The organism is Planococcus sp. TJ-302, assembly GCF_058268455.1.
This window is the reverse complement of sequence record NZ_JBZDOI010000001.1, coordinates 1,394,342-1,408,178: the sequence shown is the minus strand read 5'-3', so window position 1 is coordinate 1,408,178 and position 13,837 is coordinate 1,394,342. Positions and strand designations below refer to the sequence as shown.

Here is a 13,837-nt window from a genome sequence, read left to right as displayed (position 1 = left end):
CAAAATAAGTTATTTTGTAAAACGAAAGGAGTGCGATAAGGACCGTATCCATAGAAAAGTACGGTGAACAACCTATAGGCCGTCGCTATTCATTTAGTTTCAACTTAACGATGAGGATTAAAGCTAAAAAGAGGAGGCACAAAAAATGAAGAAAAAACTGCATATCCCGTTTATCCTGGGATTGATTCTCGTCTTGATACTCGCCGCTTGTTCCGGAAATGATGGAGCGGACAACGCTGACAGCGGCGGTGAAACGCCAGAAGGAGACAAGCAAGGCGGAACACTTGTCTATGGCCGCGGAGCTGATTCAGTCGGCTTAGATCCGATCAATGTGACAGACGGGGAATCGATCCGTGTGACGCATAATGTTTTTGAGACTTTGCTTGAATACGATCAAAACCTGGAATTGCAGCCGAAGCTGGCGACAGAGTACAGTTCCAGTGAAGATGGACTGACGTGGACGTTCAAATTGCGCGAAGGCGTGAAGTTCCATGACGGCACTGATTTCAACGCGGAAGCGGTCGTCTTCAACTTCGACCGCTGGATGGATCCGGAAAACCCGTATCACCAAGGGGATTTCGCGTATTATCCGTTCCTTTACGGCGGTTTTAAAGGAGACGAAAATCACTTGATCGAGCATGTGAAAGCGACAGGCGACCATGAACTGGAAATCAAGCTGAAACGCAAAACGGCGCCGTTCTTAAGTTATTTGGCGATTTCGATGTTCGGCATTGCAAGCCCGGCTGCGATCGAACAATACGGCGAGAAGCTGAACGAAAATCCGGTGGGGACAGGGCCATTCATGTTTGAAGAATGGAGCCGCAACAACACCATCACGCTGGCGAAAAACCCTGAGTACTGGATGGAAGGAAAACCGTATTTGGATAAAGTCATCTTCCAGGTGATTCCGGAAAATGCGGCACGTTTGAATGCGTTGCAGACCGGGGAAATTGATGTGCTCGACGGCATGAATGCAACCGATACGACGATTGTCGAAGACACCGCAGGGCTTGAATTGCTCAAACGGCCGAGTTTTAACATCGGCTATATGGCATTGAACACGGAAAAAGAACCGTTCAACAATCCATTGGTGCGCCAAGCGCTCAATATGGCCATCGACAAAGACAAAATCGTCGATGCGTTTTATAACGGACTTGCCGAGACTGCCACTAGCCCGCTGCCGCCATCGCTTTGGGGCTATGATGATTCCTTGGAAAAGTACGAATACAATGTAGAAGAAGCCAAAAAGCTGTTGAAAGAAGCAGGATTTGAAAATGGCTTCAAGACAAAACTGCATACAATGAGCAATCCGCGCCCGTATTTGCCGGAACCGATGAAAATTGCGGAAGCGATCCAATCAGATTTAGCGAAAGTCGGGATCGAAGCGGAAATCGTGTCGATGGAATGGGCGACTTATTTGGAAGATACGAAAGCAGGCGCGCATGAGATGGCGATGTACGGCTGGACCGGCGTTATGGCGGATCCGGATAATTTCCTGTATCCAAACCTCAGCAAAACGAACGCTACCGTACCTGCACAAAATATCGCATTCTACAAAAGTGATGAATTCACCGCTTTGATCACTGAAGCGCGTGAAACCCTTGACCAAGACAAGCGCATCGAGCTGTACAAACAAGCGCAGCAGCTGTTCCAAAAAGACGCACCGTGGGTGATGCTCGCTTACACCACGCCACCGCTTGCGCAGATGGATTACGTGGAAGGCTACGTACCGCATCCGATGAGCAACGATTTACTGACAGACGTTTACCTATCAAACTAATTCCTTGGAGTGATTTTGTGTATCAGCTATTAAAAGATTTGTGTGAACTGGTGGGGCCGAGCGGATTCGAACAAGATGTCCAGCGGTTTATCCTGAACAAAGTGAAAGATGGAGCGGATAGCGTAGAAGTGGATGCGTTAGGCAATCTGATCGTCAAAATCAATGCAACCGATGCTAGCATGCCTTCGGTTTTATTGGCAGCGCATGCCGATGAAATCGGGCTTATCGTCAAAAAGATCGAGCCGAACGGCACTCTCCGTTTTGAAAAGCTCGGCGGTTTCGATGACCGCATTCTGCTGGCTCAGTCGGTGACGATCAAAGGAAAGGAAGGATACGTAGAAGGCGTGATTGGCACGCTTTCCATGCATTATGTGAAATGGGATGATCCGAAGCGCATCGATTCCCACCGGGAACTGTATATTGATATCGGTGCGAGCTCTGCCGAGGAAGTCCTCGAAATGGGTGTGAAAGTCGGCCAGCCCATCAGTTATGGCAGCGACCTGAAACTAGTGGGTGACAAAAAGCGCAACCGCGTTGTCGGAAAAGCACTGGATGACCGCGCGGGGTGTGCGATATTGATCCAGCTTCTAAGGGAGTTGAAGGATAACCCCAACCGCAAGCATGGCGACGTTTACTGCGTCTTCACCGTACAGGAAGAAGTCGGGCTGCGCGGAGCGTCCGTACTGTCTCCTGCCATCCAACCCGATTTTGCGCTTGCGATTGACACTACGCCGACGAGTGACACATACGACGTGTTAATGACCGGAACGCGCGTGCTCGGCGGAGGCCCTTGCATCAAAATTGCTGACAAATCGCTGATTGCTCATCCGCTGGTCACAGGCCTGCTGAAAAAAGTCGCCGTTGAACAAAGCATTCCGCACCAAATAGAAGTCTTCATGGGAATCGGCACAGATGCCGGTGCGATTCATATGACATCTACCGGGGTATCTTCCGGCGTCATATCCATTCCGTCCCGCTATACCCATTCGCCTGTGGAAATCGTCGATTTTGGCGATTTGGAAAACACCGTCAAGCTGGCGGCTGCGTTCATTTATCAGTCCGGCGAGTTGGTTGGGAAGAATTTTTTGGATACGTAAATTCACATCGCCGGGAATAATCGCCGAACGACTTTCAAAAATGTGTCGCTGTGGCAAATGCAGTTCCTTTGATAACTTAAATATGCATAAAGAATAGCCATCATCAATGAAATCAACCGATTTCAAAGGGTGGCTGTTTTTGTGCAATGACGCTTAGAATTATTTTCTTTGAAACGGAGGTTTTCTATGTAAAAGAAAAAATAGCTTGAATTCCCAAATGAAGAATTGCCCACGGAGCAATCCTTATGAAAAAGGCAACAGAAGCCTGTTTTATTTGAAGGGATTGTATGTAGAAAGAAACAGTGCTTTACCATCCAGAAGCTATAGACATAAGAAAAGCAGGCATTAAACAATCATAATCCCAAGCTGCGTTTGGACGAATGCGGTTCGCAGCTGAAAAGTAGGTATCAAATCATCAAAGAGTTTTTAGACGGATAAAAGCGGATATGGAGTTTTCAGCGGTTTCCCGTAAAATTTAGCCAGCTGCTTAATCATTAATGAAGAGAAAAGAATAATCCATTTAAAAATCAGGTCAACTAATATATAGGGGGAATGGGGATGAACGGAACTTTGTCACCGGTGAAAGCAATTATACTAATTGCCGTATCAATAGCCATTGTGTTCGGCGGCATTATCTTTATAGACGCAGAGTCGACGATTGTGTTGCTTGCTGCAGGGACTGCAGTCATTATCTTGAGCTTGTTATGGGGAGTCAAATGGGACGATATCGAAAAAGGCATTCTGGATAATTTGCGTGCCATGTTTATTCCAATTCTCATATTGCTTGCAGTCGGCTTGATGATCGGGGTCTGGATGTTGGCAGGTACGATTCCGTTGATTGTGTATTACGGATTGCTTCTGATTCATCCGAGTGTTTTTCTGTTTGTGGCATGTTTGGCATGTGCGCTGATGTCCGTAATGGCCGGAACTTCTTGGGGGACGATTGGAACCATTGGTGTTGCATTCATGGGGGTTTCGGTCGGCCTGGATATTCCGCTTCATTACACGGCAGGAGCCGTCGTTGTTGGCGCGATTTTCGGTGACAAGCTGTCGCCTTTATCGGATACGACCGTTATGGCAGCTGCCGTTACGGATGTGAAGTTAGTGGATCACATTAAACATATGCTGTACACGACGATTCCGGGATTTGTTATTTCCTTGATTGTTTTTCTGATTCTCGGCTTTCAAGTTGGCGGGCAAATTGAAAATGAGCAGATCACGAGCATTCTGAGTACGTTAGATGCCAATTTCAACTTAAATCCGTTGCTTCTGCTGCCGCCTGTTGTGATCTTATTTTTGATTTACCGGGGTAAACCGACTTTGCCTGTTTTTGGTGTCGGGATTTTACTGGGTGTTCTGCTAGCCGCCATATTCCAAGGGAATGGGTTAGGCGAGATCGCCGTTGCTTTAAATGACGGCTATACAGCGTCAACGGGTGTAGAAGTTGTTGATAGCATGCTGCAGCGGGGCGGCCTTGCCAGTATGCTCGGAACCGTCGCTTTGTTGATCGCCGCCGCCATTTTCGGTTCGCCTCTTCAGACGGCCGGAGTGATTGATGTCATTTTGACCGGCATCCAAAAAGTAGTCAATACCGGAAAAGGGCTTATGCTTTCGAGCTTATCACTTCATGCTTTCCTGTTTATCATTACGGGAAGCTATTACGTAACATTTGCTGTATTAGGGCCTATGATGAAATCGATGTATGACAAATACGGCTTGCACCGCAAAAACTTTTCCAGAACTTTGGAAGACTCGGGAACAGCATTAGCTCCTTTAGTTCCATGGAGTGTCACTGGGGCTTTCATCGCTGGAACGCTGGGCGTCCCGGTTGTTCAATACGCGCCCTTCGCACCGATGCTTTACCTGGGAATCGTCTTTGCAATTATCTATATCATGACCGGTATCGGAATTGCAAAGGTCGATGTTCCTGAAAATCAAACAGGAAAAAAGGTGACCGCAAAGAAAGCCTTGCAAAACTAAAAAATCGCACGCTTAAAATTTAACACCCTAAACAAAGAACATTTCTGAACGTTGCTGATTACACACCACAATTGAATGCGAAAGAAAGCCGCTCCAGGGAATGCAACATTCCTGGAGTGGCTGTTTATTTTTTTGCAAAAAGCGGAAATCCTTTGATATGTATCGCACCTTGTGAGTGAAAAACAAAAATAGACAACATAATATAAGGATGTATGCTCAGAAGGAGGGCGTCTTTGAAAGTTTTCAAAATCTATTTCCTGATTAATATCAGTATGATTCTGGCTCATATCGCTTTGTACGGGGTGACAGTAATGGGGCTCGGAAGCGGGAATCAAGACGCGGCGAGAAGTGAAATCATCAATATTTTGCTGTTTATGGCCGCACTTAGTGCATCACCGAACGTAATTTTGCTTATAACCAGTTTACTTAGAAAAAAACAGCTTAAAGAAAATACCCTCTGGGCCACAGTCTTCACTTTAATCGTGCTGCTGGGTTACCTGATTGTGTTTTGGCCCTTTGCTATGGAGTATTCGGCATAGATATATTGAGCTCTTGGTTTGAAGACATTAGTGCAGCGTTCCAAGGAAAGGAGCTGCTCTGAATCATTCTAGAGATGCACAAAAATTGAATACAGAAAAAATCCACTCTTGAGAACAAATTGTTCAAATGAGCGGATTTTTTTGATTTATGCAGAAAGCGGAATCGCCATAAAATGAGTTACCCCCACTGCCGTTCTTTGCAACGTACCCCTGCCTTTTTTCGTGAAGATGGCTGGCTACACTATCGAGAGGCGGCTCAATCTATTACCTTGATAATCGGAATCTGAATTTTCAGTATACGTTTGATCTATGGTGCTATAATGAAGTGGCATATATAGGACTATGATGTTGCTCTGCTTAAATGAATCTGATATGACTTTAAGTTATATCAGATTTTTATTAAATAAGTTAAAAGTTTAAAATGAATTTAACAATTCCGGTAAGTGGCTAACACTAAGACAGACTCTTTCAAAATAGCAACTGAAATTAAGCACAGTACAAGGAGTAGTTATAAAATGTTTAGCTAATAAGGGGTGATTGATTTGGCCTTGAATAAGATTAATAAAAAAATGATTGATGGTCAACTTTTACAAGAGATAGCAAATGCTGAAGTTGCAGTGAATAGCGCTATTGCACAAATGATAGAAATACCTAAGCAAATATACGTCAATGCGGGATTAGGAAGTGATAGAAGAAACGGCTCGTTACAATTCCCCTATAAATCAATCCAACACGCTTTGAACAAAGCGATTGCCGGTGACACCATCAACGTCATGAACGGCACATACAATGAACGGGTGCAATTCACTAAATCAGGTACTGAAACCAATCCGATAACATTAAGAAACTGCCTTGGACATTGTCCTATTATTGATGGCACTGGACTTGAGTGGGGCGACAGCTCAACAGGGGCATTGATTCAATTCAATCGCCATAGCCATTTGGTCATTGAGGGTCTTAGCATTCAGAACTCTGCGGCTTTCGGCATCGGGGATTTGAGACCGTTCCCAGCGAACAAGGATATGAGAAACATAAAAATCAGAAACTGTTCAACGGTGAGCACATTCGGTTGCGGTATTCATATCCAGAAGGCTTATGATATCGAAATAGCCAATTGCACAATAGTGGATGCTTGTGCTAACACATGGGACGAATGTATAACATTGAATGATGTAAATGGCTTTGAGATAAAGGACTGTAATGTATCGGACAGTTTCAAGGAAGGGATAGATGTGAAAGAAGGATCAAGAAACGGGAAAATCCATGGCTGTACGGTGAGAAACGTCCATTCAGTCGGAATCTATATTGATGCTTATTCAGGTCATCAGTACAACATTGAAGTGTTCAACAACACCATTTCCGATATGCCCGGTTCGGGGATTTCCACGGGGGCGGAAAACGGCGGGAAGTTGGAAAGCGTGGTCATACGGAATAACACAATTTTTGCTTGCAATCGCGGAATCAACATCGCTGCTTTCAACGAGGAAGCTGGAACGCCTTACGTGCTAAAGGACATCATTGTCCGCAACAACGTTACTTTCGATGTTCTGTATTCGGGCGTGTTCATCCCATCAAAAGTGGAAAACATATTAATTGAAAACAATGTATTGTTCACTGGCGAAGGGTCAGAGGGTTATGGGGTGCACGTTTACGACACTGCGGTGACAGACCTTACCGAACTGACTATCCGAAACAACCTTTTCCGTGAGTCCGAGGGGGGTGATGAAGAGCCGATAGGGATTGACGCTAAAGTGCTTCTGGATTTAGAGGGCAGCACGTCGGCTTATGGGACAGTGTTCAAAGACGCCACTGGTGCGATAACAGGGACAAGAGACTTCTCGTTAGCGATTGTTTCACATGCTCGGGGTACGGGGTACAAAGGTCAGGATATGGGGTCTCAATTCCAAGGAACTGAGGGTACTCCTGCAACAACTCAAATAGAATTATTTAAAAACAACAAAGAACTACCGATGACATCATCGATTCTTCCAAACGCCAACGCCTTTTATCGAAGCAAAACCATGTTTGTGAAAGGCGGAGCTGGAATAGCTGACGGAGTTTACGTTTGTATAAAACAAGCAGACAAAACGTCTGTCGGAGCAGCAGAAGTGATCTGGGGCTTCCTCGATATCATTTTGATGACAATACTCATTCCAAACGCCATCGCCATCCTGCTATTAAGCAATAAAGTGAAAGCACTGACAACAGAGTTTTTCACAACGGATCAGTTAGCAAAAGGGGGACGGAGGAACAAAAAATCCTGAACGATGCGGATTATGCGCGTGAATTGAATGCACAAGAAAACCACTCCTCAAATCAACAAATTTGAGGAGTGGTTTTTTTGTGCTAAAAGCGGACAGACCGAAGCAAGCCGATAGACGGGCTGGATATAATCGTTCAGGAACTGTACAGCTCGATTTCATTTCAAATGCACTCCTCGTATTTTGCAACTGAATACAGCAGTTTTTAAAAAATGTAGATATCTTATTTAAAGAAAATTTGGCTCAAATCTAATTTTACCGCAAAGTTTTACAGTCTTCATCTCTTTAAAACTTACAAAATCTAGAAACTTATCACGTCTTAGGTATAATTGTTCAAATTCTTAATAAAACTTAGAATATTTGATGGTGACATAGTATATAAGGAGTGATATTATTAGCTTTAATTATTAGAAATTTCAGTTTTTTAAAAATATTTTATCATTTTGAAAGAGGTGTCAAACAGGGGAATGACGTTTAAGAAGTGATGCCAGGTGGTTTAGGAAAAATTAAAAGAAAATCGAGGTGTATTTATGAAAGGAAGAAAAAGAGGGTTCTACGAAAACTATTTCAAACGTCTTTTAGACATTGTGATTTCTTTATTGGCAATTTTGGTTTTAAGCATACCCATTATAATATTTGCCTTTCTTATAAGGGTCAAGTTAGGCAGTCCTGTCTTGTTTAAACAGAAAAGACCTGGCTTCAATGAAAAAATTTTTACTATGTGTAAATTTAGAACCATGACAGATGAGAGAGATGCTGGTGGGAAACTGCTGCCTGATAGCCATAGACTAACTCAGTTTGGAAAGTTTTTAAGATCCACTTCTTTTGATGAACTTCCCGAATTATTCAATATTCTCAAAGGAGATATGTCCATAGTCGGTCCTAGGCCGCAATTAGTAAAGGACATGGTCTTCATGGATGCCCAGCAGAGAAAAAGGCATAGTGCACTACCGGGATTAACCGGTTGGGCGCAAGTCAATGGCCGCAATGAACTTTCGTGGGAAACAAAACTTGATTTGGACACTGAGTATTTAGATAACATTACTTTCTATAACGATTGCAAGATTATTTTATTAACTGTATTTATAGTTTTCAAAAGAGAAGGCATCAGCAATAAAGGGATGGAGACAGGCGAAGATTTTGGAGACTACTTGTTGAGAGAGAAAAAAATAAACAGCGATAAATACTTAGAAATTCTTAAAGAAAGTGATCAACTTCTTTGATTGCTTATACTTATTTGTCCCATACAATTTTTTTGGAGAGCTTCCGGTTCCTGTGAGGAATAAGCGTTATTAAAGGATAAAATCAAATAATTATAAAACGAAAGCTCCTGACATAGAATTGAACTGATGACTAAATCAGATTCAAATCTTAAAGAAGGGGCTTTCTGAGTTAGAATATTGAAGCAAACAGCATCTTTATCAATCAATCGAGTTAATAACGGCAGAATCTGCAAATTTATCTGGATGTCTAGCCCGTCTTATTTTGCTCCAACTGCTAATAAGTTTCTTTTTTATAGCTTATATTGGTTTTAATGCAACGATTTTTTTTAGAGACACGAAATTCTTCTGTATCATTTTTTACAATTATCTTTTATATTTAAGTTTCTAACTAGGGGGTGGAATTAAATGAGAAAGAACTTTTTTGACAACGGAAAAGCTCTTGCTAGTGTACTTGGCTTTTTCTATCATGTGGGGCTCGTATTTTCGAGTCCATGGATAATAAATGCGAATTTCGAAGATTCTAGTAAAGAGGTTTCTCTGCTAACTGCTTTTATAAGTATGTTCAGGATGCCCCTATTTATGTTGATCTCGGGGTATTTTGCAATTTATTCTGTAAAGAAATATGATTTTCTATCATTTTCGAAAAACAAACTTTTAAGACTCGGTTTGCCTTTATTATCTACCTTGTTTATATTCGTTCTCTTACAAAATTTTTATGCACTTGTCTTGTTTAAAGGGCAATACACTTTGCAAGAGGTCGTGCAAACGACAATTCCCTGGAGTAAAAACTTCGACTTATCGCATTTGTGGTTTTTATATTTAGTCCTAATATACAGTTTCTTTTTATACGTCACTGTAGAAGTATTAAAAAAGTACAAAAATATAAATAGATTTAAAATGATGAAAAAACAACTGCACAATATGAATAGCATATCTTTGGACATTTTCTTTATAATTTTCTCATTTATCATACTCACATTGTGCTGGTTGGCAGAAAAAATTACACCATTTAATCCACACCTTATACCTATTATTGATTTCGGCACTTTCTTACCTTATTTTTTGTTAGGTGTATTACTTTATACTTTTTGGGATAAATATGAAGACCTTGTGTTGAGGTTCACTAAAAAGAGGCTTATTACCATTTCGATTCTACTGATTGCTGCATCTTTTTTAATGAATCTAACTGTGAATAGCGAACATATTATTGGCTCAGCCGTTGATCAGCTATTTACTTTTATCGCGAAATACTACTTTTTGCTATTTGCTTTATACATATTGTATAAATACTTTAACAAAACCAATAATTTTCTTAGATATTTATCTGATTCTTCTTATTCTATTTATTTACTCCACCAACCTGTTATTGTTATAGTTTCTTACTACTATTTAAATTTTAGAAACACTTCTACAAATTATTCATATATCGTGGTTTTATGTTTGTCTATTTGTATAACCTATTTGTTAGAGTTTTTCTTAATAAGAAAAACAAAAATAGGAAAATTTCTATTTACAGGTGTTAAAATTTCATGAAATTCGCGTCTCCAGTAATTTTTCAAATCAGCTGAATAACGCTAACTAAAAACTACCTGAAATTCTTAAATAGAATTTCAGGTAGTTTTTTGATTCAATATTCTAATAATTTAACTTGCATTTAACCTCCTATTCTTATGATAAAAGACAATTAGTTTTTCAAAAAAATATTTTGCATTAGAAAGGGGCAAAAGAATCGTGACAAATGGATATTTTATAATCTCTCTCGACTTTGAATTATATTGGGGGATGTTTGATAAAGTCAGCAAGGAAGAGTATAGCGATAACATTCTGGGAGTTAGAGTAGTCTTACCGCAAATATTAAAAATATTTGAGGAGAACGAGATATACGCTACTTGGGCAACAGTGGGCTTACTGTTTTCTGAAAACCGAAAGATCCTTATGGATAACATTCCCCAAACGGTTCCAAATTACAACAATCATGAAATGTCAGCGTATCAACATATTAAGAAAATAGGGCAAAATGAAATTGAAGATCCTTACCATTATGGTGCTTCATTAATCCGCTTAATTCAAGAAACTCCTTTCCAAGAGATTGGTTCTCATACTTTTTCGCATTATTATTGCTTGGAGGATGGACAAAACAAAGACAACTTTATAGAAGATTTAAAAGCATTTAAAAGGATCTCCGAAGGGGTGGAAGTATCGTCGATAGTTTTCCCAAGAAACCAAGTTAATGAGGAGTATTTAGATAGTTGCGCTTTATATGGCATTAAAGCTTATAGGGGAACAGAAAAGACAAATATCTATATGTCCGAATCTGAAAAAGAAAAAAATAGAGTAAGCTCTCGAGCCTTGCGTTTGGCAGATTCTTATCTAAATATTTTCGGACATAACACTTATAAGACGGAAGATGTCGAATTTAAGAAAGAGTTGATAAATTTAGCAGCAAGTCGATTTTTTCGGCCTTACTTTAAAAAGTTGAAGGTTCTCGAGAAAATAAAGCTAAAAAGAATATTAAATGACATGACTTATGCTGCTAAAAACCAAGAAATCTATCACCTATGGTGGCATCCCCATAATAGTGGAAGTAACATTCAAGAAAATTTACAGCAAATAGAACGTATAGTTCTGCATTACAAATATTTACATAATAAATACAATTGGAAAAGCAGTAATATGGGAAAACTGGCAGACACCATCATTCGTACAAAACAAGTATCTGAATAATTTACTAAAAATAATTATATTAGCTGAATTTATATTTTATGAGGTTCGATATTCCGCGAAACAGCTACTCTTGCGGGAGTCATTCCCAAAGCGTCCGAAGCGATGTATAAATCTGAATTTCTTTTGTTCAACTTATTTAGATACTGAGTCAGATAAACAGGATCTAAGAATATGCCCAAGATAAGTAGAGTATTGAGAAGAAAGAGGATGCTAATAAGAGAGATCTGATGAAACGATGAAGAGGACAAAGATTTTCTTTTGCAGTTCATCTAGGAAAAATAATTGAACAAATAGATTCTTATTCTGCGGCTTCTTTAAGAAATGTAGATTGATAAAGAGCATAAGTAATTGTTTTAAAAACACTAAAAACTGAATAATAAGAATTGTCTATCTTTTGAGAAAATAATAGTCTATTATATAAACAACAGAATGGAGAGTGAGACCAGGACTATGACCCCAATTAAAAATATAGAGAGTAATTGGAAAGAGAAAGCAAGGGAGTTACGGCAATCCAGCAATTTTCAAACCAAATGTTCTCATGCATCATTTTGGGTGACTAATGATTCAGTTGTTGAAATCTCTGGACATAACCTATTTTCTCTTCAACAAAAATCTTAAGGAGTTGGCAGTTATATGGAAGAATCCATCAGTTTAAAAGATATCTTTAAAACAATGCGTAAGCATCTCGTCCTTATTGCATTTTTGACAATTCTTGCAATCACTACTACCGGCCTCATCTCGTACTTTGTCTTGACGCCTGTCTATCAGACATCGACAGAGATTCTCATCAACCAGAGCCCGGCAGAAACAGGTGAATTGATAGACCAGAACATTGAGGCTGATCTGCAATTGATTAAAACTTATTCGGGCATCATCAAGAGCCCTGTAGTCCTGGACCAGGTCGTTGATGAGTTGAACCTTGATATGACAACGGATGAGTTGATTGAAAACATGACCATCAGTAACGATGAGCAATCAAAAATAGTTTATATTTGGGTGGAACACCAAGATCCGGAATTAGCAGTGGAAATCGCCAATTCGACAGTTGCCGTTTTTGAAAATGAAGTTAGGGGTTTGATGAACGTCGATAACGTCACTATTCTTTCCTTGGCGGTCTTAAAGGACAACCCGGTTCCGGTATCCCCGAACCCAGTGCTCAATATGGCAATTGCGGCAGTAGTTGGTTTAATGCTTGGAGTCGGAATCGCTTTTCTTCTGGAAAATCTGGATATGACAATAAAAGATCAGCAGGATATCAAAAACATCCTCGGAATCCCGGTGATTGGCATCATTCCGCTAATTGTCGAAAAAGCTGAAATCGGACAGGATGAAAAAATGACTTCCAAAAGAAGGGGGGAGATAAGCAATGGTCAGAAAGAAAAAGCATCTCCAGCAGACAGCACGTAAGCTTGTCACATTTACAAATCCCCGCTCCTTTGAAGCTGAGCAATTCCGAACATTGCGCACGAATATTACTTTTTCATCACCGGATGCGGACATACGTACACTTGTCGTAACGTCAACAGCGCCATTAGAAGGCAAGTCAACGACCTCGGCGAACCTCGCAGTGGTATTTGCTCAAGAAGGCAGGAAGGTCCTCATGGTTGACGGGGATATGCGCAAACCGACGGCCCATTACACATTTCAAATTGAAAATACGGCTGGGCTTTCAAGTGTACTGACGCGGCAAACGACTGTAGAAAAAGCAATCCGCTCAACTGTGGTGGAGCATTTGGATTTGTTGACGTGCGGCCCCATCCCGCCAAACCCGGCGGAATTGCTGTCATCGAAATCGATGGATGAGCTGATTCGTCAATTGACCGACATGTACGACCTGGTGATATTCGATGCCCCGCCAGTGCTGTCAGTCGCTGATGGACAGATCCTTGCGAATAAATGCGACGGTACCATTCTCGTCATCAACTCGGGACACACTGAGAAAGAAAGTGCATTAAAAGCGAAAGAAGCGATTGAATCTTCAAATAGTCGCATCATCGGTGCTGTATTGAACAATTTCGTATTTCCGAAAAACAGTGGCTATTATCAATAATACCGCGCAAAAGAGTAAAGAGTAGCCCACTTTTATCTCTTTCTTGCCCCTTCATAAAGCCACGGGTGCTACATAATGGTATATGTTAAAAAACTGAAAATCCAACTTTTAATAGCTTTATAAGTTGAACAAATGATTGTTCATAATTGATATTCCGCAAAACAGCTGCGAAGGCATGGACCC

General features: G+C 40.8%; 10 protein-coding genes. All 10 read left to right on the top strand.

Annotated elements, in window-relative coordinates:
- The first annotated feature begins 145 nt into the window (after positions 1–145).
- The 10 genes from AC4EHB_RS07005 (at position 146) to AC4EHB_RS06960 (ending at position 13,654) form a co-directional block, all read left to right on the top strand.
- Positions 146–1,780 carry an ABC transporter substrate-binding protein gene (locus AC4EHB_RS07005; RefSeq protein ID WP_490981038.1) on the top strand — a complete coding sequence of 545 codons (1,635 nt, stop codon included), beginning with the start codon at positions 146–148 and terminating at the stop codon, positions 1,778–1,780.
- A gap of 17 nt (positions 1,781–1,797) precedes the next feature.
- Complete coding sequence (locus tag AC4EHB_RS07000; protein ID WP_490981037.1) at positions 1,798–2,877, top strand: M42 family metallopeptidase; 1,080 nt, start codon at positions 1,798–1,800, stop codon at positions 2,875–2,877.
- A gap of 558 nt (positions 2,878–3,435) precedes the next feature.
- The gene (gene nhaC / locus AC4EHB_RS06995) at positions 3,436–4,857 is read left to right on the top strand and encodes a Na+/H+ antiporter NhaC (RefSeq protein WP_490981036.1); all 1,422 of its coding nucleotides are present in this window, start codon (positions 3,436–3,438) and stop codon (positions 4,855–4,857) included.
- A 233-nt stretch (positions 4,858–5,090) separates the two neighbouring features.
- On the top strand, positions 5,091–5,396 hold the full coding sequence (locus AC4EHB_RS06990; protein ID WP_490981035.1) for a hypothetical protein: 306 nt from the start codon (positions 5,091–5,093) through the stop codon (positions 5,394–5,396).
- A 542-nt stretch (positions 5,397–5,938) separates the two neighbouring features.
- Positions 5,939–7,660, top strand: coding sequence for a right-handed parallel beta-helix repeat-containing protein (locus AC4EHB_RS06985; RefSeq protein WP_490981034.1), 1,722 nt, complete (start codon positions 5,939–5,941; stop codon positions 7,658–7,660).
- 527 nt (positions 7,661–8,187) lie between these two features.
- A complete protein-coding gene (locus AC4EHB_RS06980) occupies positions 8,188–8,880 on the top strand; it encodes a sugar transferase (RefSeq protein WP_490981033.1) in 693 nt (230 codons plus the stop codon).
- A 405-nt stretch (positions 8,881–9,285) separates the two neighbouring features.
- Entirely contained in the window at positions 9,286–10,413 is a 1,128-nt protein-coding gene (locus tag AC4EHB_RS06975) for an acyltransferase family protein (RefSeq protein ID WP_490981032.1), read from the top strand.
- Between the two features lie 198 nt (positions 10,414–10,611).
- Positions 10,612–11,604 (top strand): polysaccharide deacetylase family protein, encoded by a 993-nt coding sequence (locus AC4EHB_RS06970; protein ID WP_490981031.1) that lies wholly within the window; start codon positions 10,612–10,614, stop codon positions 11,602–11,604.
- Between the two features lie 633 nt (positions 11,605–12,237).
- Positions 12,238–13,011, top strand: a complete 774-nt coding sequence (locus tag AC4EHB_RS06965; protein ID WP_490981030.1) for a YveK family protein — start codon at positions 12,238–12,240, stop codon at positions 13,009–13,011.
- Positions 12,971–13,654: a CpsD/CapB family tyrosine-protein kinase gene (locus AC4EHB_RS06960; RefSeq protein ID WP_490981029.1), complete on the top strand. Its 684-nt coding sequence runs from the start codon at positions 12,971–12,973 to the stop codon at positions 13,652–13,654. The genes AC4EHB_RS06965 and AC4EHB_RS06960 overlap by 41 nt, the downstream gene beginning before the upstream one ends.
- The last annotated feature ends 183 nt before the right edge of the window (positions 13,655–13,837 follow it).

Bases quoted from the DNA above. Each gene is read 5' to 3' on its own strand.
- AC4EHB_RS07005 (WP_490981038.1), top strand. From the start codon at position 146: ATGAAGAAAAAACTGCATATCCCGTTTATCCTGGGATTGATTCTCGTC.
- nhaC (WP_490981036.1), top strand. From the start codon at position 3,436: ATGAACGGAACTTTGTCACCGGTGAAAGCAATTATACTAATTGCCGTA.
- AC4EHB_RS06980 (WP_490981033.1), top strand. From the start codon at position 8,188: ATGAAAGGAAGAAAAAGAGGGTTCTACGAAAACTATTTCAAACGTCTT.
- AC4EHB_RS06975 (WP_490981032.1), top strand. From the start codon at position 9,286: ATGAGAAAGAACTTTTTTGACAACGGAAAAGCTCTTGCTAGTGTACTT.
- AC4EHB_RS06965 (WP_490981030.1), top strand. From the start codon at position 12,238: ATGGAAGAATCCATCAGTTTAAAAGATATCTTTAAAACAATGCGTAAG.
- AC4EHB_RS06960 (WP_490981029.1), top strand. From the start codon at position 12,971: ATGGTCAGAAAGAAAAAGCATCTCCAGCAGACAGCACGTAAGCTTGTC.